Raw genomic sequence first — 20,029 nt, 5'->3', positions numbered from 1 at the left:
TTCATATTAAGCTTTACGAGGGCGTTGTATCGTCTGACGAGACGTGTATCAAGATGGGAGATATTAAATTGAAGAGCATGCTCTTCAATTTAACCCAAAACTTGGGATTTGTGTAGATACCTATGCCCAAAGGGAGAGGGAGCATTCATTGTGAATTCAAAACCACTATAAATTCAATAATTGACATTCCCTCTCCTCTTAGGAGAGGGTTAGGGAGAGGTCTATTAATTTGGAGATATGCTTTTTAAATGCCCTTTTTTACACTTTTATTTCAGACACCACTCCAATTTCCTTATAATAATCACCTTTAAATCTCCCCCAAATTCATAACCCAACCCATTGGTGCATCAATGAAAAAACTCATGAACAACCCTGAAAATCTGGTTGTTGAAATGTGCAAAGGCTTTGTTCTTGCCCATCCAGAACTCGCATTTAACGAGTCGCACAAAATCATTACACGTAAAGAAAAACACCAAAACGTGGCACTTATCAGTGGTGGTGGTAGCGGTCACGAACCTGCCCATGCAGGCTTTGTAGGCACAGGCATGTTAGACGCTGCTGTGTGCGGCGACGTATTTGCATCTCCGTCGCAAATTCAGGTTTATAAAGCCTTACAGCAAGTCGCAACTGACAAAGGCGTGCTGATGATCATCAAAAACTATTCTGGCGATATGATGAATTTCCAGAATGGGGCAGCCCTTGCGACTGAAGACGGCATTAAAGTTGACTATGTAAAAGTGGCAGATGACATTGCGGTTAAAGACAGCCTATATACAGTCGGTCGTCGTGGTGTTGCAGGCACAGTATTTGTACATAAGATTGCAGGCGCAGCAGCATCAAAAGGCTTAGAACTTGCAGACGTAAAAGCGATTGCTCAAAAAGCTGCGGACAACGTCATTAGCCTTGGTTTTGCTTATAGCTCATGTACTGTTCCAGCCAAAGGCACGCCAACGTTTACTTTGGCTGATGACGAAATGGAATATGGCGTCGGCATTCACGGTGAACCCGGTATCCGTCGTGAAAAAATCTTGCCATCCAAAAAAATGGCACAGCGCATCGTGGATGACCTGTTCCTTGACCGCCCAGACATGAAAGAAGTTGCAGTCTTGGTCAATGGCTTTGGTAGCACACCGCTGCAAGAGTTGTATGTCTTTAACCATGATGTATGCGAACACCTTGCACGTAAAGGCATCAAAATTTACTGCACATTTGTCGGCAACTATATGACCAGTATCGACATGAATGGTGCATCTGTGTCCTTGCTTGCTGTCGATGATGAATTGAAAACCTACCTCGATGCAGCAGCCAATACCCCTGCATTTAAAATGGATGGTTCAGCAGCACAGCCTTTAACTTTTGTATCCAAAGATGCTTCAGCCGAAGCTGTAGTAAACACCCAAGTTGAAACACAGCCTGAACATGCGGTGATTAGCAATGAGCAATTCACCATCGAAAACATGCGTTATGTGGTGGATGTGATGTCTGCCTGTATCATTAGAAATGAAGTGCCATTCTGTGAGCTGGACGCGCATGCTGGTGACGGCGACTTCGGTATGAGCGTGGCGAAAGGCTTTAAGCAATTAAAACGTGAATGGCAAAGTCTGATTCAAGCGCAGCAGATGGATGAATTCATGCTGAACTGCTCAATGATCATTATGGAACATTGTGGTGGCGCGTCTGGCCCAATCTGGGGTTCAGCATTCCGTGCAGCAGCGAAATCAATTCAAGGCAAATCAGTTTTAACTGTCGCTGATTTTGCCGAGATGCTGCAAGCAGCGGTCAAAGGCATTCAAACCACAGGTGAGCGTTCATTTGGACGCGGCGCAGTGGTGGGTGATAAAACCCTGATTGATGCACTTGTACCTTGCGCAGATTCTTGGTCTGCCCATACCGATAAATCCTTTAAAGAAAACTTTGTACTTGGTGCAAAAGCGGCGGTTCAAGGCGCTGAAAATACCAAAGAGATCGTAGCGCGTATGGGACGTGCGGGAACTGTAGGCGACCGTAGTCTTGGCTATCCAGATGCTGGCGCACATGGTTTAGGTGTAATCTTTACGGATATTGCAGAACATATTAAATAACTGAGCATCTTTAAAAATTGCCAGACCACATCAAAAGCATCGATTCGTCGGTGCTTTTTTTATGGCTATTTTAAAGCACTTTTTTTCATCAAATATCTCATGCATACAATACCGTTAGCATGAAATCCATTTTCAGATAATGCTTAAAAATTAACACAATTGAGCTGCTTTATCGCCTAGCGCTTTGCTAAGTTAAAACATATAACGATAAAAAAGGATGAGACATGGATTTAAATCAAATATTCATCCATGACACTACATGGATTTTTGCTGCCGAAGTGATTTTGCGTAGCGTCATTATGTTCGTTTTAATCATCGTATTCTTACGCCTAACAGGCAAACGCGGCGTGCGTCAGTTATCCATCTTTGAAGTTGCCATCCTCCTTGCTTTGGGTTCAATTGCAGGCGACCCGATGTTTGAAGAGGAACTCCCCCTCTTACAAGCGCTCATTGTGATGACGGTAGTGATTGGTTTATACCGCGTAATCACTTGGCTCATGATGAAATACCAACCCTTTGAAGATTTAATTGAAGGCAAAGCCCTCTACATTGTTGAAGATGGTGAATTGGTTTTAGAAAAGATTAAACAAGGTAAAATGTCACATGATGAATTCTTCTCTGAAATGCGTCAGCAAAATGTGGAGCATCTTGGACAAGTTCGAGTTGGTTTATTAGAAAGTGATGGAAAATTTAGTATTTTGTTTTATCCACCTGAACAAGTGCGTTATGGACTGCCACTATTTCCGAAACCCTATAAAGCGGTTCGAGATATCAAAATGCATCAGCTGTATGCCTGTACGCACTGTGGCAAAACCATGTACATTCACGGTGCTCAGGATACCTGCCCGCGCTGCGGATGTTGTGACTGGGCTGAAGCGATTAATACACAGCGTTTAGCTTAAGCATTCAAGGCTAAAACTTTAAAATTCTTTGCCGCTTCAATTAAACACGTCATCAAAATACAGTCAGATCCAACGACCATCACCACAGACCCACCCTTGAATGTTTTATTCGCCATCTAAAAGTGCAGCAGCAGAGATTTCATTGGTTAATATCTGTGCATCATTTCAGTTCAGGCAAGCCATCCAGCTTTCATCTTTTGAAGACCACAAGATGCTCAGACAGACTCCCAAAAATGTATCATTCGTCAATTTTCAGTTCCATTATCGCGCTAACATCTATCAATCAGATAAAAATACAAAATAATGGACTGCCCTGAATTAACTCAGAAATGGCGCTATTTGTTTTTCATTTTTTAAACAGATTCAAAAAACATAGTTTTTCACTTAATAATCATTCATTTAATTTTCTCATTGCAAAACGCCATTGCACCATTTTAGCGCATTATTATCATACTCATGCAAGTCTTTGCTTTATATCGAGTCTTCTACATTTTTTAGTTTTTTTAATCAAAATTTCCCTCTCTCACTCCTCTTTTCGAAATTATTCCGCTCGATATACTGAACTTCTTTTCGTGAACTAGCGCACTAAACTGGAACACCTTATGCAAAATATAGATCTCTTCTTTCTCCTTCTTGGTGCAGTCTTGGTTCTTGCCATGCATGCTGGCTTTGCATTTTTAGAATTGGGTACAGTACGACATAAAAATCAGGTCAATGCGCTGAGTAAAATTTTGACTGACTTTTCTATTTCCGCAATTGCATACTTTTTTGTGGGTTATTACATCTCTTATGGTCAGCACTTTTTTCATATTGGGGACACTTTAGCAGCCGATCATGGCTACAACTTAATGCGTTGTTTCTTCCTGCTGACTTTTGCCGCAGCCATTCCAGCGATTATTTCAGGTGGTATTGCTGAACGTGCAAAAATGCGGACTCAAGCGATTGCCACATTATTATTGGTCGCTTTGGTCTATCCATTCTTTGAAGGCATGGCATGGAATGGTAATTTTGGGCTACAAGCATGGTTAGAACGCACATTTGGCGCAGCATTTCATGATTTTGCAGGTTCGGTCGTGGTACATGCGATGGGCGGTTGGATCGCTTTAGCTGCAGTACTTTTACTTGGCGCACGTCATGGACGCTATAAAAAAGACGGTCGTATCAGCGCTCACCCCCCTTCAAGTATTCCATTCCTTGCCTTAGGTTCTTGGATTTTAATCGTCGGCTGGTTTGGCTTTAACGTGATGAGTGCGCAACGTTTAGATGCCATTTCAGGACTGGTTGCAATTAACTCTCTCATGGCAATGGTGGGCGGCACGCTTGCAGCAAACTTTATGGGTAAAAATGACCCCGGTTTCTTACATAACGGTCCCTTAGCAGGTTTGGTTGCAATCTGTGCAGGCTCAGATGTAGTTCATCCTGTCGGTGCGTTAATTATCGGCGCTATCGCAGGTCTGATCTTTGTCAAACTATTTACATACACTCAAAACAAACTCAAAGTCGATGATGTACTTGGCGTATGGCCACTACATGGTGTATGTGGTGCTTTCGGTGGTATTGCGGTGGGTGTATTTGGACAAAAATGGTTGGGCGGTTTAGGCGGTATTTCAATGATCTCCCAATGTATCGGTACGCTGCTCGCGATCGTGATTGCATTGGCAGGTGGTTTCATCGTTTATGGTCTACTCAAAGTCACAATGGGCATTCGCCTAGATCAAGAAGAAGAATTCCGTGGTGCAGACTTAAGTATTCACCGCATTTCAGCAAACTCTGAAGAAAACATGTTCTAAACAACACAATCTAAAGCGGCTTTTAAGCCGCTTTTTTTAACCCTGAAATGCACTCAAAGCTCTATTATTAGAAATCCTTATTTCAGAAAATTTAAGACTTGATCCAAATGCTGAATTTTATTCGGAATGCTGTGCTGTTGTTCTACACTTAATGGATGAAAGCCTTCTAACAAAACAGCAGACATCCCTGCTTGGCTCGCACCATAAATATCATTGACAGGATGATCACCAATAAATAAACACTCGGTTTCTGTCACGCCCAACTCACGACAACTATGCTGAAATATTTCAACTTTGGGCTTACTGATCCCTGCACTTTCCGAGCTAATGATCTGATCAAAATACGATGCAAATCCCAGTCCATTTAATATGTTCAGGCGTGTGGCATGTCCTCCATTTGACACCACAGCCAATTTATACTGCTGTTGTTTTAGTTGCTGCAGCAAGGTCAATGCTCCCGGCATCGCCACGGCGAACTGACCAAAGTGCTGAAACCAAAATTGTGTGAGCTCATCAAAATCGGGTTGATGTATCCAATCCAGCTCCGTTTGTAGAGCATAAGCGACAGATGCCCCAATACTGGGATGAGTAAGGAATTCTTTTTTCGGATATCCCCCATTATCTATACGATTAATAATACGTTTAATCTGTACAAGGTCTACCGCCACCAGCGTCGACTGATAAGACTCGGCTAAATACTGCGTATAGGCCTGAACGCTGTGATCTCGATGAGTCAAAGTATTATCTAAATCAAAAAGGACTGCACGTATGCTCATAAATCTTTATTACTGAGTTTTCAAAAACTTTAACACAATGCCCGTTTTGCTTTATGCACCTTCTTCACTATCGATATCAATACAGTTCAAATAGCCGATTAAGTCTGATTTAAGTTTTGTGGTTTCAAATAGCAGCATTCAAACAAAATAATTTCAGCACATCACACGACTTATGCTCTCGAACCGTTCCTTTTTATTACGACAAGCGCTGCTGCTCACACTCAGTTTGGTTGGCCTCCTTTATGTTTTTCCCGTCGGTGGTTCGCTCGACCAAGCTTTTATTCAGCCTTGGGTCGACCTACATGGTGGTTTTCCTCATCGTAATGATTGGGCACTTGCTGTGCTGAACCATCGCTATATCAAGAATATCGTCATAGGCGTTTATGTTCTCTATATCGCAGCATGGATATGCAGTTTTAAATATCCTCATCTGAAAGCACGCAAGTTTGAATTCGGTTATTTTATCGTAGTGGCTCTACTCAGCACGGCAATTATTGGTTTGCTCAAATCACAATCTGCGCATGCCTGCCCTTGGAATATGACCGTCGCCACAGCCCAAGGCTTTTCTTGGGATTTTTCAGCACGCCAAGGACACTGCTTCCCCGGTGGCCATGCTGCGACTGGTTTTGCCCTAATTACGGGATATTTTGTTTATCGAATACATCGACCTGCCCGTGCTTACTTCTTTTTATCTGCTGGGCTGATTTTAGGATTTGCTTTTGGCTGGGCGCAAATGATGCGGGGTGCGCATTTTCTGAGTCATAACCTTTGGACCACATGGATCATTTGGGCATTTAATTGTGTCATGTATGTGTTGTTTTCTCGCCATCTCACTACATCAACTACGCAGCAAAACAGCAAAGCATTTACATGGATCTAATCTTTAAGTATCTAAATTGAGCTTGATCCGAAAATGATTGAGTCACTCATGATTCACTAAATGGGATCTGTAAACTCACTTTCAGACCACCCAATGTTTCACTTTTAGAAAATTCCAAATCCGCACCGATATGTTTTGCGGCTTTATCCACGATCGCTAGCCCTAAACCACTTCCAATTTCTTCATGATTATAAATTCGATAAAAGCGTTTTCGAATTTGCTCATATAAAGCAGGGTCGATACCAGGCCCACTATCTTCAACCTGTACAACCGCCTGCCCCGCATGTTCAAAGACGGAGACATTAATCATGCCCTGTGCAGGGGTATATTTGATGGCGTTATCAATCAAATTAAAAATGATTGAATGTACCGTTGGCTCAAGACTATATAAGGCAATGCTTTGTTGTTGCTCCATGCCAAGGTCAATATCTTTTTGCATGGCCAAATGCACCAGTTGCTCCACGCAATTGGTTGCGACTTGCTTAAGATCAAAATGTTGTTTGCGCTCAAGTTCAAAGACCGAGGCGTCTTGTTTTGCCAAACTCAATAATTGACTGACCAAATGCTGAATACGAATTAAACCTTTACTCAAATTTTGTAGAGCGTCATCTTGTGGAAATTTTTGTAGCAAAATCTGCATTTGCAAATTCAGTGCGGTAATCGGGGTCCGTAACTCATGCGCTGCGTCAGCAATAAACTGGCGCTGTTCCTGCTGCGACAACGAAATTCGTTCAAACAACTGGTTCATTTCAATAATGGTCGGCGCAATTTCCTCTGGATACGGCATTTGAGAGATTGGAGAAAGTTCAAAGGCATCCCGTTTTGCCAGTTCTTTTTTAAATTTTCCCAGTGGGTTTAAGCTGCGTTGAATCAACCATCCCAAAGCGATTAATGCAAAAGGTATGAAAACCAAATAGGGAATAAACATACTACTGGCCAATTCAGCAGCAAGATGCTGTCGAACCGATTCTTGCTGACTGACCTGAATTTGCCGATCTGCGAGTGGCAAAATATAGGTATGCCACTCATCCTGTTGGGTTCTGTGGGTATAAAAACCGGCTTTGGGCTGAGGCGCGACCAATAATTTTAATTGATGGGTTTGATGCGCATTAGATTGATAAGTCCATACATCGACAAATAAATCTTCTTCGTGATAACGCTTATGTTGATCAAATTCACTGCGAATGGGCTGCGGATCATGCTCTGCAACACGTTCCGCCAAATTTTGCATTTGCGCATCTAAAATTTCATTAATTTCTTCAAGTGCAATTCGATAAGCTGAAAACACCAAAAGACAGCCCAAAAGCATACTGAAAACAGAAACATAAATAATTAGTCTCTTTTTCAGAGAATAAGGCTGCTGCATGGTCGATAATTCCTTTGCCTTAACCGAGTCGATAACCTAAACCACGAATGGTGCGAATAAAATCTTTGTCTAATTTTGTTCTGAGATGATGCACATACACTTCAATAGTATTACTGCTGATATCACTATCAAAATCATAAAGCTTATCTTCTAAATTGGCTTTCGAAAAAATCTTATTTGGATGCGTTACCAGTGGAATCAATATGGCCCATTCACGGTTAGATAAATCGACATATTGCCCCTTATAGCGTGCAAGATGCTGTTCGATATCTAAAATCAATTCCCCATGTTTTAAAATTTTCTGTGGTGCTTCGACTGAACTTAGCCCTGTGCGTCGAAGGAGCGCATGAATCCGTGCAAGTAATTCATCAAACTCATAAGGTTTAATTAGATAGTCATCTGCCCCATGGTTTAATCCATCTACACGATTTTGTAATTGATCACGTGCGGAGATGATTAATACCGGCAATTTGGGCTGCATTTGACGAATTTGTTTCAGGACTTGCATACCATCCATCATCGGCAAACCCAGATCTAGCAAGACGATATCAATCCCCCCTTGCATTATGAGCTTTAAGCCATCGATACCATTATTCACCCACTCGACTTCAAACTGTTGATAGTTCAACAAGGTTTTAGTCGATTCGGCAATCATGAAATCATCTTCAATAATAAGTATTTTGTGCATGGGCTTAAGTCCTGCGCTGTACTGAAGTACATTGTTGCAACATATTGTTTTTTTCATCAATCACTTGAGTCTGCACATCGAGCAAACTTAATAGCGATGGAAATAGATTATCCTGACTTAATTTTTGGCTTTTTTGTGCCATTAAACAAGTATATTGCGCTGAATTATTTTTTTGCCACGCCGGTGAAAACCACATCAACATCGGTACATGGGTTTGCTGTGACGGTGCAATTGCGTATGGAGAACCGTGTAAATATAAGCCATGCTCACCTGTCGACTCGCCATGATCGGACAAATACCACAGTCCTGTTTGATAGTGGTCAGTCACTTTTAAGGTGTTAATCAATTCACTCAGCACATGGTCGGTATAGATAATACTGTTGTCATAACTATTTATTAATTCTATAGAGCTACATCCCTGTATGGCATTGCTATTACAGGTTGGCTTAAATTTTTGAAACGCTGCGGTACTTCGTTTGAAATAAGCAGGGCCATGACTGCCCATTTGGTGTAATACAATCAAACGGGGAGTTGGATCTGCTTTGGGGATCGAAGCCAAATATGCCTTCAAACCATCCACTAAGATTTCATCATGACATTCGCCATCGGCATCACACCACTTTTTCTTCAGCGCTTCAGGAAATTCATATTTTTCAACACGTGTGCATGTGCCCTTACAGCCTGAATTATTATCTAGCCACGTCACCTTATAGCCTGCACGCTGTGCAATATCGAGTAAACCTTCGCGATGACTTGCAAGCTGTTCATCATATTCGGTTCTCGGCATACCCGAGAACATACAAGGAACAGACACAGCGGTTGCGGTGCCACATGAGCTGACTTGGCTAAAATTGATAATATTTTGCTGACTGAGTTCAGGATTGGTATTTTTAGCATAACCATTGAGTGAAAAACTTTCCGCGCGCGCAGTTTCACCAACCACTAAGACCATCAATTTTGGTAAGCTTTTGGCGCTTACGTTTTCAACCATATGTGCATCTTCACCATAGCTCAGCAATGGCAAATTCTGTTTCGGTGCTTTTTTGTGATAATAGGAAAATGTCGAAGCGATACTGTTTTGTGGTGAGAGCATGCCTTTTAAGTCACGATGCTCACGAAAGATCGCTGCATAATCAACAAAATAAACAAACAGCAAAGCACCCATGAGGGTGAGCGATAGCACTATATGTAGACCCTTTTTGGCTACGACCGTGCTTAGGGCTTCTTTTTGCAGTGGCAAAAGCCAGATCAATAGCAGTGGCAAAATAACCAGTCCAAAGACCCAAATAAAAAATTGTGGCGAGATTAAATCCTGTACTTCCTTTACATCTGTTTGCATCATGTTCTGCACTTGGTCAGATGTAATGGTCACGCCTAAACTATTGACGAAATAAGCACTCAAGCCACCAATGATCAGCAAAATACTCGCCAAAAGTTTTGAATTCCATCGCCATTGCAGGAGTTGCATCAGCACATTATAAAGTGCCACCACCACCAGTACGGTTGCCGCTAAGAATAGTCCGGCCTTCAGCCCCGTATAAGGTGTGAGCTGCTGGATTTGCTGATAAAACGCAAGGTTCAAAACCGCCCCAAGCCATAAGGCAAGCACGAGGTTAAATTGACTTAAACTAAGTCTTGGAATTTTTTGCTGTATTTTAGCTATGACCTGAAGCATATTGGCATCAATTATTGATCTTTGATGCCCTAATCTAAAAATTCAAGCTTAAAAATCACTTAAAACTGATCAAAACCAAGCAAGAAAAATCAAAAAAGGCGATGTAAAACATCGCCTTTTGAACAACTTAAATCAATGTCTTAGAATTTAAATTCTAGACCTGTACCTAGAACAGGTTGTTCGCTTTCATTAGAACCTTGTTCAAGTGCTAAGTAACCTGCATAACCATAAGCTTTCACTTGTTTGCTAAATGCATAATCTGCACCTGCAATGAATTGCTGAGCTTCATAATCCTCACCCACTTTATAGGTCGTGGTATTTTGACTATATTGTGCTTTTACTGTCCAAGCTTTTGCAGAAGGTAGATTGTATTCTGCACCGACTAACCAACCTTGAGCATCATCAATATTTGCTGCTGCAACATCATTACCTTTAGCAGCCTCAACCTCTGATGTTTGATACAGTGCTTTGAGTGCCAAACCACCCTCAAGATTTACACGACCGATCGCACGAACAGTATTTGCTGCAGCAAATACTGAAGTTACTTTTCCATCTTTATCTAATGCAGGATGCACCTCAGGCGCACTTGCATTTAAGATCCCTACGCCACCAAAGTTCGATGGAATGGCTTTGTCATAGGCTAAACCTGCGACAACAACGGGGCTGTCATAGACAACAGACGCCGACCAAGCATCGCCAAGACCACGACCTGCAGTTTTTACTACACCTTTGTCGCTCTTGATTCCTGAAGATTCACCTGTTGCAAGCAATGCATTAACTTTAATTGCACCTTCAGCAATTTTAAATGCTGGTGATTCATAGACAACAACGTTATCTACACGGTTTTCGCCAGTCATGATGCCTGTAACATCAGCACGGTTACCCACGTAGTTGTTGAATGTATCAACCGGACTAGACAATTGTTTTAATGGGGTATCGTGTGCACCAACTTTCAATGTACCAAGTTTCGCATCTTTCAAACCAACGAAGCGGTTACGCTTAGACCAGTCATCGCCTTCGCCGTCTGAGTTAAATGCCCATTCAATTGCATAAACTGCGCTTAAACGGTCTGTCAGTTTTTCATCGCCCTTTAAACCCAAGAAAGAACTGTTTGAACTGATTTCAACGACATCTTTATCTGAAACACCCGTTTTATTATCTTCAGGTAAATAATCAACTGACGCATCAATTTCACCGTAGAAGGTTGGTGCTGCAAAGGTTGACCCAGCCAAAAGGCTCAATGCGATAGCCGCTGCTAACTTAGTTTTCATCAAAAATTTTCCTTAAATTATTTTGTAACAGATATTACACACGCGAAACATATTACAAAATTATTAAAATAATATTTGCATTGCTCTTTTAGTGCTTTAGCTGATAAAAAACAACCAAAATCATGATTTAGAAGTGATTTTGGTCATTTTTTGATGCTTTTCCCCAAAATAGAATCGGGACTAAGCTCAATGCAGCCAAACCTATGATCCAAAATAAATAAGTGCTATACCCCAACTGATCGGCCACTATGCCACTGATGCTATACAACCCCCCACTCACCGTCGCCATAATGGCAACCTGAAATGTAAAGTCCGTTGCTGCAAATGCTTTACGACTATATTGCATCACCAAAGTCAGCATGATCACGAGCAGCATGGCTGAAATCATGTCTTCGGCAGCATTGATCCCATAGATCAGCCATTCATGTACGGGCCGTTTTGCCTCGAACTGCAAAGCCAGCCATGCATAGGCTAATAAGCTGAATATTTTCAATACCGAATAGAAAACCAAGGCTTGCGCCCGAGAAATATACTTCAAGCTTAGACCAGCAACCCCCGCCCCAATTAAAGCAGCCACAGCACCCAGCATGGTGACATACAGACCAATTTGACTAAAACTCAATCCTAAATCCACCATCAGCGGCTTGAGTAAAGGACCTGCCAGACCATCTGCAAGCTTAAAACTCAATAAGATCATCAGCCATAGTGTGAGGGTTTTGGTTTGAGTAAAATAAGCCAAATACTGGCGAGTAGCATAGAATAAGCCTGAAGTATGTTTATGGTTGTTATCATGCTCTTGAGAGGATTTTATATTGAGCTGTGGCTTTGAAGGTTCTCGATAGAGAAAAATAGGGATGGTATTGATGAACACCAATGCCGCTAAAAACAGAAAGGTGGCTTGCCAATCCAACCAATCCAAGGCCCAAAGTACAGCACCACCACCGACAATAAAGCCGAGTCTGGAACCAATCACCTGAAAGGTATTGCCCCAGTACTGTTGGTCAGTTTTTAAAATATTGACGGCCAAGCCATCGGTTGCGACATCTTGAGTCGCACCAACCAAATTCATACTGAGTAAAGCCACAAAAAACAGCAGCAAATACATTGGTTCATTCAAGCTTTGGATCGGCAAAAAAGACAGGAAGACCAAGACCACCACGGACAATAACTGCATTGGAATAATCCAACTCCGATAGTGCCCTTTGGACCTTGAACCATGCCGATCAATCCACGGTGCCCAGAAAACTTTGATCGACCATGGCAGCATGAGTAATCCAAAGCCACCAATATGCGCCAAAGATACACCTTGCGCTCTTAAAATCACTGGTAAAGCATGCGTCATAAAACCGACAGGTAACCCTTGCGCCCAATATAAGGAAAACAGTAAAAGATAGAGCTGACGAAGCTGGATCATAAGTTCCTAAATGTTGAATGCGCTTAAGTTACATTTAGAGTAGTCAAAATACGGCTATTTTGCCAATGATCTAAAAAAATCATCAACCTAAGATAAGGTCAATGCTTATGCCGTACTTTTAAATGTGCATCACATCAAAAATGGATTTCACTTATATAAGAATATGCAATGAATCAAAAGACTCAATTATTTCCAGTTTTGCCCGATCAAGTTCCATCACGCGGTTCCACTCTGAGCCGCGCAATATTTAAAAAACTTTTCTTGACACAAGGATGGAAATTTGACGGCGAATTTCCCAACCTTGCCAAAGCTGTGGCAATCATTTCTCCGCATACTTCTAATATAGATGCATGGCATGGTTTTCTCGCCTTGCTTGGAATTGGGATAAAAATCACCATTTTTGGTAAAAACACCCTATTTGATACCCCCTTAAAACCACTTTTGGATTGGGTCGGCGTGATTCCTGTGCAGCGTGAAAATCCACATGGACTGACGCGTGAAATTGCTGAGATTGTCCAAGCGACAGATCAAATTTGGATTGGAATGGCACCTGAGGGAACACGAAAAAAAGCCGATAAAATCCGTAGTGGTTTTTACTATATTGCCTATGAAGCACAGATACCTATTGTGATGTTTAGCTTTGATTATGCAAAGAAAACCATTCATTGCTTGGGTGTTTTTGAACCGAGTGGAGATTTTGAAACTGATCTCGAAAAAATTTTGAAGATATATGACGGGAAGTTTTCCCCGAAAAATCCCGAATGGTTGGCCTTGCCGTTACAAAAGCACTGGAAAAAGCCCTAGTCAAATGGCTATTTTTTTGATGTGATGTGCACTTTGTATATTTAACCATCAGATTTCACCCATGAAACTTTTGCATTACCTGATTCCTAGCCTCTTCGTATTAGCACTCACTGGCTGTGATTCTGCAACCAAAACGCCTGCAACCACGACACCTACACCAGCCAAAGCACGTGAACCGGTGATCGCGATTGCGCTCGGTGGTGGCGGTGCCAAAGGTTTTGCTCATATTGGCGTGCTTAAAGTGCTTGAATCGCACGGTATTAAACCTAAGATTGTGACTGGGACCAGTGCGGGTAGTTTTGTCGGCAGCTTGTATGCCAGCGGTAAAACGCCTTATCAAATGCAGCAATTGGCCTTAAACTTTAAAGAGTCCGATATTCGTGACTTAACCTTAAATAGCCAAGGCATTATTCAAGGGCAAAAACTGCAAGACTTTGTCAATAAAAACGTCGGCAATAAACCAATTGAACAGTTTCCAAAACGCTTTGCTGCTGTAGCCACCCGTTTAGATAATGGCAGCAAAACTGAATTTAACCGCGGCAATGCTGGCCAAGCAGTGCGTGCATCGTGCAGCATTCCAAATGTATTTGTACCTGCGACTATTGCAGGGGTTAAATATGTCGATGGGGGTTTAGTCAGCCCGATTCCAGTGAAAACGGCACGTGATATGGGTGCAGATATCGTGATTGCTGTTGATATTTCTGCGCGTCCTGACGGTAGCAAAGCCGTAAGCATGTTTGGTTTACTCGATCAAACCATTAACATCATGGGACAACAAAGTATTAATGAAGAACTGAAAAATGCTAATTTCGTGATTCAACCTAAAGTGGGACATATCGGCACACTCGATTTGAAGTCGAGCAATGCGACGATTTTAGAAGGTGAAAAAGCCGCACAGCTCAAAGTGAATAGCATTATTAAGGCGATCGATAACTTTAAACAGTCCCCTGCGGCCTTTAAACCAGCACCAAAAGCGAAAATATAATTCAACGATTTTTTTTATATTCATTGAGTTATACATCTGCTACATTGATATAGATACTGGTTCATCTATATCAATTCACCCTTATATAAGAGTAGATGTATGGAATTTATTTTAGAACCTTGGCACTGGTTTGTATTGGGCGTCGCTTTGATGCTTTTTGAACTAATTTTGCCGTCTTTTGCTGCGCTATGGTTTGGCGTTTCCGCAATTTTGGTTGGGATCTTATATTGGATCTTTCCATCCATGGACTTTAATGTCCAAATTGTGGTTTGGATTATTTTTGCCGTGCTCTGCACATTTTTGTGGTTCAAATTTATTAAGCCTTTATCCATCGATAAAACCAAAGCAGGTCTGTCCCGTGAAGCGACAATTGGCCAAGTGGGTATGGTGATTCAAACCCAGCTAAATCATGGCAGCGTTAAAGTTCGCTTCCCAATGCCTGTTTTAGGTTCAGATGAATGGCATTGCCGTACCCAAGATGCACTTCAAGTCGGTGATCGCGTTCGCGTGACCGATATTTTAGGCAATGATTTAGTCGTCCAACTGCACAGCAGCAACCACCCCGCTGACAATCCATAAATAAGTGAGAAATGACATGTCTGGTGTTTCTATTGTTTTTTTAGCGCTCTTAGTTTTTGTAGCCGTCACCATTTTTAAAGGTGTTCGTATTGTTCCCCAAGGTTATAAATGGATTGTTCAGCGTTTAGGTAAATACCATACCACGCTCAATCCGGGACTGAACTTTGTGATTCCGTATGTCGATGAAGTGGCTTATAAAGTCACAACCAAAGATATCGTCTTAGATATTCCCTCTCAGGAAGTGATCACACGTGACAACGCGGTACTGCTGATGAATGCTGTGGCTTATATCAATTTAACCACGCCTGAAAAAGCAGTTTACGGTATTGAAAACTACACATGGGCAATTCAAAACTTAGTTCAAACCTCTTTACGTTCTATTGTCGGTGAAATGGACCTTGATGATGCACTTTCATCGCGTGATCATATTAAGGCTAAACTTAAAGCTGCTATTTCTGACGATATCTCTGACTGGGGTATTACGCTTAAAACTGTAGAAATTCAAGATATTAAACCTTCTCATACCATGCAAGCGGCAATGGAAGAGCAAGCGGCCGCTGAACGTCAACGTCGTGCAACAGTCACCAAGGCAGACGGTGAAAAACAAGCGGCTATTTTGGAAGCTGATGGTCGTTTAGAAGCCTCTCGTCGTGATGCAGAAGCTCAAGTGGTACTGGCAGAGTCTTCTCAACGTGCAATTGAAATGGTGAGTTCAGCCGTCGGCGATAAAGAAATTCCAGTTGCTTACTTACTGGGTGAACAATACGTTAAAGCCATGCAAGATATGGCTAAATCTAATAATGCCAAAACTGTGGTATTACCTGCGGATGTACTCAACACCATTCGTGGTGTGATGGGACGTAATAACTAAATCTTCACATTAATAAAAATGGGTCGTGACATACGGCCCATTTTTATGCCCAAAACAAAAAAGAAGGCAAAGTTTGTGAATTTATGTTTAAATTTCACGTTATTTTTTTGACGTTTTAGGACTTATCGTTCGATTTCACCTACTTGGCTTAGGCAAATCCCATTGAGTCCCCTGATTAAACGCAATTGTCCAACGCCAAAGCGGATACCGTATGAGCTCCCTGAATCCCACCCTAATTACCTTTCTCTTTTATATTGTCGCCATGGTCGTGATCGGTTTACTTGCATACCGTGCGACCAGTAACTTTTCTGACTACATTTTAGGTGGCCGCCGATTAGGGAGCTTTGTCACTGCCCTTTCTGCAGGTGCATCAGATATGAGTGGTTGGTTGCTCATGGGTCTTCCGGGGGCGATTTACCTTTCAGGTTTATCTGAAATGTGGATTGCAATTGGTCTGATCATCGGTGCTTGGCTCAACTGGCTACTTGTTGCAGGTCGTCTCCGGGTACATACCGAAGTTCAAAATAATGCCTTGACCCTACCTGACTATTTCTCAAATCGTTTTAACGATCAAAAGAGAATCTTACGTATCGTGTCTGCTGTGATTATTTTGATTTTCTTCGCAATTTACTGTGCTTCAGGCATGGTTGCAGGCGCTCGATTATTTGAAAGTATGTTTGGTATGTCGTATAGCACTGCGCTTTGGATCAGTGCAATTGCAACGGTGAGCTATGTGTTTATTGGTGGCTTCCTTGCTGTCAGTTGGACCGATACCATTCAAGCGGGCTTTATGATTTTTGCCTTGCTGCTGACACCTATCGTGGTCATGTTGTCGTTTTCTGATTTAAGCCAGTTCACTCTGGCACTGGAAGCGGCACGCCCTCAAGCCATGGATGTATTTGCTAACTTAAGTTTTGTCGCAATCATGTCTTTATTGGCATGGGGCTTAGGCTATTTTGGTCAACCGCATATTTTAGTGCGCTTCATGGCAGCAGATTCAGTTAAATCGATTCCCAATGCACGCCGTATTGGTATGACATGGATGACGCTCTGCCTCGGTGGCGCAGTTGCAGCAGGCTTCTTCGGTATTGCTTATTTCCAACAGCATCCAGAACTGGCAGGTGTCGTTACAGCTAACCCTGAAACGGTCTTTATGGAATTGACTAAAATTCTATTTAACCCATGGGTTGCAGGTATCGTACTGGCCGCGATATTAGCTGCGATCATGAGTACCCTAAGCTGTCAGCTTTTAGTCTGCTCAAGTACCTTAACTGAAGACTTTTATAAATCATTCTTACGTAAAAACGCCTCACAAAAAGAATTGGTTTGGGTCGGCCGTTTCATGGTGTTAATGATTGCGCTTCTTGCGATCTATATGGCGGGTAATCCTGACTCTAAAGTTCTTGGTCTCGTAGCATATGCATGGGCAGGCTTTGGTGCTGCATTTGGCCCACTGATTATCATGTCATTGTTCTGGAAACGTATGACATTAAACGGTGCTTTAGCCGGTATGGTGGTCGGTGCGGTTATGGTTATTCTATGGAAAAACCTCTGGGGTGATACAGGCGTTTATGAAATTATTCCGGGCTTCATCTGCTCACTACTTGCAATCATCATTGTGAGCTTAATGGGCAAAGCACCATCTGCCGAAGTCACTGAAAAATTTGAAGAAGCAGATCGTATCTATAAAGAAAGTATTTAAGACCAATAGCACTTAAATTTAATTTCTAAGTTTTAATATCTGCAAAAAAGGACGCCTAGCGTCCTTTTTTTATCATGTCATCCATTTAGATATTCCGTAGATGGTTTATTTACTTCTGTTCCAAATGTACAAAATATAAAAAAGCCCACAACATGTTAAATGTTGTGGGCTAATGTCATTACTACGTCATATTAACTTTGACGTTTTAATAAAAACTGAGTGATCTTGTGTAATTCTGCTGCATCTTCTGCAAAATAATCCAAAGCTTGAAGCGCTTGTGCATGTAATTCTTCTGCATAAGCTTGCGCTTGATCGAGGCCCATTAGCGCAGGATATGTCGATTTATCCACTTGTTGATCTTTACCCGCTGTTTTACCCAATGCTTCAGTGTCAGCAATAATATCTAAAATATCATCTTGCACCTGAAAGGCTAAACCAATCGCTAGGCCAAACTCACGGAGTTTAGGAATAGCTTGATCTGTGCCATTAAATATTGTCACTGCCGCCATCATGATTGCTGCAGAAATTAAAGCGCCGGTTTTATTTCGATGAATATTTTCCAGTTCATCCTGACTGACGTGTTTGCCTTCCGCTTGTAAGTCTAGGACTTGTCCATTGACCATTTTTGAAGTTGCAGTCGCTAAAATTTGCATTTGCTTTAAGATAATCGGCGCTTCAACGGCTGGGCCTTGATCAAAGAGACGACTGCCTAAAACTTCAAAAGCCATCGATTGTAAAATATCGCCAGCAAGTAAGGCCGTATCTTCACCAAAAGCCACATGACAAGTTGGTTGACCGCGACGAAGTAAATCATTGTCCATACATGGCAAATCATCGTGTGCCAATGAATAGCAATGAATAAATTCAATTGCCACCGCAGCACGGCGTACTGCTGCAAAATTGGTATTGGGTTTTAACGCTGCTGTTGCATAACAAAGTGCCGGCCGAACGCGCTTTCCACCCAACATCACAGCATGATACACCGCCCCTTTTAAGGGTTCTGGAATTGAAAATGCATCAAGTGCTGTCAGTAAATCCTGCTGAATACGCTGCTGCGCTTCTGTCAGGGCATGTGTGGAAACGTCTGTTAAAGAAGACACATTCACCTCAAATACTTTAAATATTTAACTGCTTCGTTCATTAGCAAATCGACTGCTAATGTTTTCTGTCAATTTTGACCTGTTGCATCATACTGCTTTCTCAGATCTTTCTCTATGTTACGGCCTAAATCTATGTGTTTTTCCCACAGTCTGATGGTTTTTTAAATGTCGTTTCCTCAAATAGCGCCACATTTTGTCCATCATTAAAACAGGTACAATTTTTCGAGCCTTTCTTGGCTTGATATAAAGCCTGATCGGCACGTGTCAATGTTTCAAAAAATGACTCTGTACCATCCCACAAGGCCACTCCGCATGAAATACTCAGTTGAAAAGCCTTATCTGCATAATTCATCGAAGAAGCATAGATTTGCTCACAACATTGTTGTGCAATCGAACATGCAGTCGATATAGCCGTGCGTGGCAAAATCATTGCAAACTCTTCCCCACCCATGCGATATATTTGTGCATCTGCGTGTTGACTAATTTGCATCCTTAAAAGCTGCGCACTTTTTCTTAAAACTTCATCGCCAAACGCATGACCGTAGATATCATTGATTTGCTTAAAATTATCTAAGTCGAGCATCATCAAACAAATTTCATCGGCTTGTTCAACCGCGAAGCTTTTTTGCCACTGAGAAAGGTCTAAATCAAAACCTCGTCGATTTTTTATCCCTGTCAGATAATCAAAATAAACTTGTTGTTCGAGTTGTTGGTTATGTTTCAACAGCGATAATTCGAATTGCTTTAAATTTGTAATGTCCGCACAGCACAACAACACATGTTCCAAATCGCCACTTTGTTGAAACTTTGGTTTGAGCGTAAACCAATAATGCCGTTCATTTTCACTATACATAAAGGGTTCAATGCTATCGTTCTCTAAACAGCGTAAATCAAACTCAGAACTTGTGGCTTTGGTTTTTTGCTGCATCACGGACACATGATTTAATACGATCTCTTGTAAGTCTGACTGAAATCGATGTTTAAATATTTGATTGGCGCATATCAGCTCAGCTGTCGCAGAAAATAACGCAGCAGGCATTGGCAACGCTTCTAATACAGCCAATTGTTCAGTAGGTAGGTCCGATTTTATTAAGTCTTTTTTAAGCATGGTTTCGCTACTTTTTTCAGGGTAAAGCTACGCAAAA

17 protein-coding genes are annotated in these 20,029 nt (G+C 41.8%); 9 read left to right on the top strand and 8 right to left on the bottom strand.

The window, feature by feature from the left end:
• The first annotated feature begins 350 nt into the window (after positions 1-350).
• The 3 genes from dhaK (at position 351) to FTU36_RS12285 (ending at position 4,773) form a co-directional block, all read left to right on the top strand.
• Positions 351-2,081 (top strand): dihydroxyacetone kinase subunit DhaK, encoded by a 1,731-nt coding sequence (gene dhaK / locus FTU36_RS12295; protein WP_180118093.1) that lies wholly within the window; start codon positions 351-353, stop codon positions 2,079-2,081.
• Between the two features lie 224 nt (positions 2,082-2,305).
• The gene (locus tag FTU36_RS12290) at positions 2,306-2,983 is read left to right on the top strand and encodes a DUF421 domain-containing protein (RefSeq protein WP_180118091.1); all 678 of its coding nucleotides are present in this window, start codon (positions 2,306-2,308) and stop codon (positions 2,981-2,983) included.
• Positions 2,984-3,585: 602 nt separating this feature from the next.
• A complete protein-coding gene (locus tag FTU36_RS12285; RefSeq protein ID WP_180118089.1) occupies positions 3,586-4,773 on the top strand; it encodes an ammonium transporter in 1,188 nt (395 codons plus the stop codon).
• A 77-nt stretch (positions 4,774-4,850) separates the two neighbouring features.
• Here the strand turns inward: FTU36_RS12285 and FTU36_RS12280 are convergent, their stop codons facing one another.
• On the bottom strand, positions 4,851-5,549 hold the full coding sequence (locus tag FTU36_RS12280; RefSeq protein WP_180118087.1) for an HAD family hydrolase: 699 nt from the start codon (positions 5,547-5,549) through the stop codon (positions 4,851-4,853).
• 172 nt (positions 5,550-5,721) lie between these two features.
• On the opposite strand from FTU36_RS12280, the gene FTU36_RS12275 reads away from it, so the two are divergent.
• A complete protein-coding gene (locus tag FTU36_RS12275) occupies positions 5,722-6,429 on the top strand; it encodes a phosphatase PAP2 family protein (RefSeq protein WP_180010090.1) in 708 nt (235 codons plus the stop codon).
• A gap of 46 nt (positions 6,430-6,475) precedes the next feature.
• Here the strand turns inward: FTU36_RS12275 and FTU36_RS12270 are convergent, their stop codons facing one another.
• From FTU36_RS12270 to FTU36_RS12250, 5 genes are all read right to left on the bottom strand, one after another.
• Positions 6,476-7,795, bottom strand: coding sequence for an ATP-binding protein (locus FTU36_RS12270; protein WP_180118085.1), 1,320 nt, complete (start codon positions 7,793-7,795; stop codon positions 6,476-6,478).
• A gap of 19 nt (positions 7,796-7,814) precedes the next feature.
• Positions 7,815-8,483 carry a response regulator transcription factor gene (locus FTU36_RS12265; protein WP_078189962.1) on the bottom strand — a complete coding sequence of 223 codons (669 nt, stop codon included), beginning with the start codon at positions 8,481-8,483 and terminating at the stop codon, positions 7,815-7,817.
• Between the two features lie 4 nt (positions 8,484-8,487).
• Positions 8,488-10,158, bottom strand: a complete 1,671-nt coding sequence (locus FTU36_RS12260) for a phosphoethanolamine transferase (protein ID WP_180118083.1) — start codon at positions 10,156-10,158, stop codon at positions 8,488-8,490.
• Between the two features lie 140 nt (positions 10,159-10,298).
• Positions 10,299-11,429, bottom strand: coding sequence for a porin (locus FTU36_RS12255; protein ID WP_180118081.1), 1,131 nt, complete (start codon positions 11,427-11,429; stop codon positions 10,299-10,301).
• Positions 11,430-11,556: 127 nt separating this feature from the next.
• Entirely contained in the window at positions 11,557-12,843 is a 1,287-nt protein-coding gene (locus tag FTU36_RS12250; RefSeq protein ID WP_180118079.1) for an MFS transporter, read from the bottom strand.
• A 168-nt stretch (positions 12,844-13,011) separates the two neighbouring features.
• On the opposite strand from FTU36_RS12250, the gene FTU36_RS12245 reads away from it, so the two are divergent.
• The 5 genes from FTU36_RS12245 (at position 13,012) to putP (ending at position 17,784) form a co-directional block, all read left to right on the top strand.
• A complete protein-coding gene (locus tag FTU36_RS12245) occupies positions 13,012-13,647 on the top strand; it encodes a 1-acyl-sn-glycerol-3-phosphate acyltransferase (protein WP_180055354.1) in 636 nt (211 codons plus the stop codon).
• A 61-nt stretch (positions 13,648-13,708) separates the two neighbouring features.
• Positions 13,709-14,632 (top strand): patatin-like phospholipase family protein, encoded by a 924-nt coding sequence (locus FTU36_RS12240; protein ID WP_180055353.1) that lies wholly within the window; start codon positions 13,709-13,711, stop codon positions 14,630-14,632.
• 99 nt (positions 14,633-14,731) lie between these two features.
• Complete coding sequence (locus FTU36_RS12235; RefSeq protein ID WP_180022299.1) at positions 14,732-15,211, top strand: NfeD family protein; 480 nt, start codon at positions 14,732-14,734, stop codon at positions 15,209-15,211.
• Positions 15,212-15,227: 16 nt separating this feature from the next.
• Positions 15,228-16,082 (top strand): SPFH domain-containing protein, encoded by an 855-nt coding sequence (locus FTU36_RS12230; protein WP_078189969.1) that lies wholly within the window; start codon positions 15,228-15,230, stop codon positions 16,080-16,082.
• A 211-nt stretch (positions 16,083-16,293) separates the two neighbouring features.
• Positions 16,294-17,784, top strand: coding sequence for a sodium/proline symporter PutP (gene putP / locus FTU36_RS12225; protein WP_180118076.1), 1,491 nt, complete (start codon positions 16,294-16,296; stop codon positions 17,782-17,784).
• Positions 17,785-17,975: 191 nt separating this feature from the next.
• On the opposite strand, the gene FTU36_RS12220 is transcribed toward putP, so the two are convergent.
• A complete protein-coding gene (locus FTU36_RS12220) occupies positions 17,976-18,884 on the bottom strand; it encodes a polyprenyl synthetase family protein (protein WP_180004317.1) in 909 nt (302 codons plus the stop codon).
• Positions 18,885-19,014: 130 nt separating this feature from the next.
• Positions 19,015-19,992 carry a GGDEF domain-containing protein gene (locus FTU36_RS12215; RefSeq protein WP_180118074.1) on the bottom strand — a complete coding sequence of 326 codons (978 nt, stop codon included), beginning with the start codon at positions 19,990-19,992 and terminating at the stop codon, positions 19,015-19,017.
• Between the last annotated feature and the right edge of the window lie 37 nt (positions 19,993-20,029).

Source organism: Acinetobacter sp. YH12096, from assembly GCF_013419215.1.
Taxonomy (GTDB): domain Bacteria; phylum Pseudomonadota; class Gammaproteobacteria; order Pseudomonadales; family Moraxellaceae; genus Acinetobacter; species Acinetobacter amyesii.
This window is presented reverse-complemented; position numbering and strand designations above follow the sequence as displayed.

Coding starts and splice junctions, on each gene's coding strand:
- dhaK (WP_180118093.1), top strand. CDS start 351: ATGAAAAAACTCATGAACAACCCTGAAAATCTGGTTGTTGAAATGTGC.
- FTU36_RS12290 (WP_180118091.1), top strand. CDS start 2,306: ATGGATTTAAATCAAATATTCATCCATGACACTACATGGATTTTTGCT.
- FTU36_RS12285 (WP_180118089.1), top strand. CDS start 3,586: ATGCAAAATATAGATCTCTTCTTTCTCCTTCTTGGTGCAGTCTTGGTT.
- FTU36_RS12280 (WP_180118087.1), bottom strand. CDS start 5,549: ATGAGCATACGTGCAGTCCTTTTTGATTTAGATAATACTTTGACTCAT.
- FTU36_RS12275 (WP_180010090.1), top strand. CDS start 5,722: ATGCTCTCGAACCGTTCCTTTTTATTACGACAAGCGCTGCTGCTCACA.
- FTU36_RS12270 (WP_180118085.1), bottom strand. CDS start 7,795: ATGCAGCAGCCTTATTCTCTGAAAAAGAGACTAATTATTTATGTTTCT.
- FTU36_RS12265 (WP_078189962.1), bottom strand. CDS start 8,483: ATGCACAAAATACTTATTATTGAAGATGATTTCATGATTGCCGAATCG.
- FTU36_RS12260 (WP_180118083.1), bottom strand. CDS start 10,158: ATGCTTCAGGTCATAGCTAAAATACAGCAAAAAATTCCAAGACTTAGT.
- FTU36_RS12255 (WP_180118081.1), bottom strand. CDS start 11,429: ATGAAAACTAAGTTAGCAGCGGCTATCGCATTGAGCCTTTTGGCTGGG.
- FTU36_RS12250 (WP_180118079.1), bottom strand. CDS start 12,843: ATGATCCAGCTTCGTCAGCTCTATCTTTTACTGTTTTCCTTATATTGG.
- FTU36_RS12245 (WP_180055354.1), top strand. CDS start 13,012: ATGAATCAAAAGACTCAATTATTTCCAGTTTTGCCCGATCAAGTTCCA.
- FTU36_RS12240 (WP_180055353.1), top strand. CDS start 13,709: ATGAAACTTTTGCATTACCTGATTCCTAGCCTCTTCGTATTAGCACTC.
- FTU36_RS12235 (WP_180022299.1), top strand. CDS start 14,732: ATGGAATTTATTTTAGAACCTTGGCACTGGTTTGTATTGGGCGTCGCT.
- FTU36_RS12230 (WP_078189969.1), top strand. CDS start 15,228: ATGTCTGGTGTTTCTATTGTTTTTTTAGCGCTCTTAGTTTTTGTAGCC.
- putP (WP_180118076.1), top strand. CDS start 16,294: ATGAGCTCCCTGAATCCCACCCTAATTACCTTTCTCTTTTATATTGTC.
- FTU36_RS12215 (WP_180118074.1), bottom strand. CDS start 19,992: ATGCTTAAAAAAGACTTAATAAAATCGGACCTACCTACTGAACAATTG.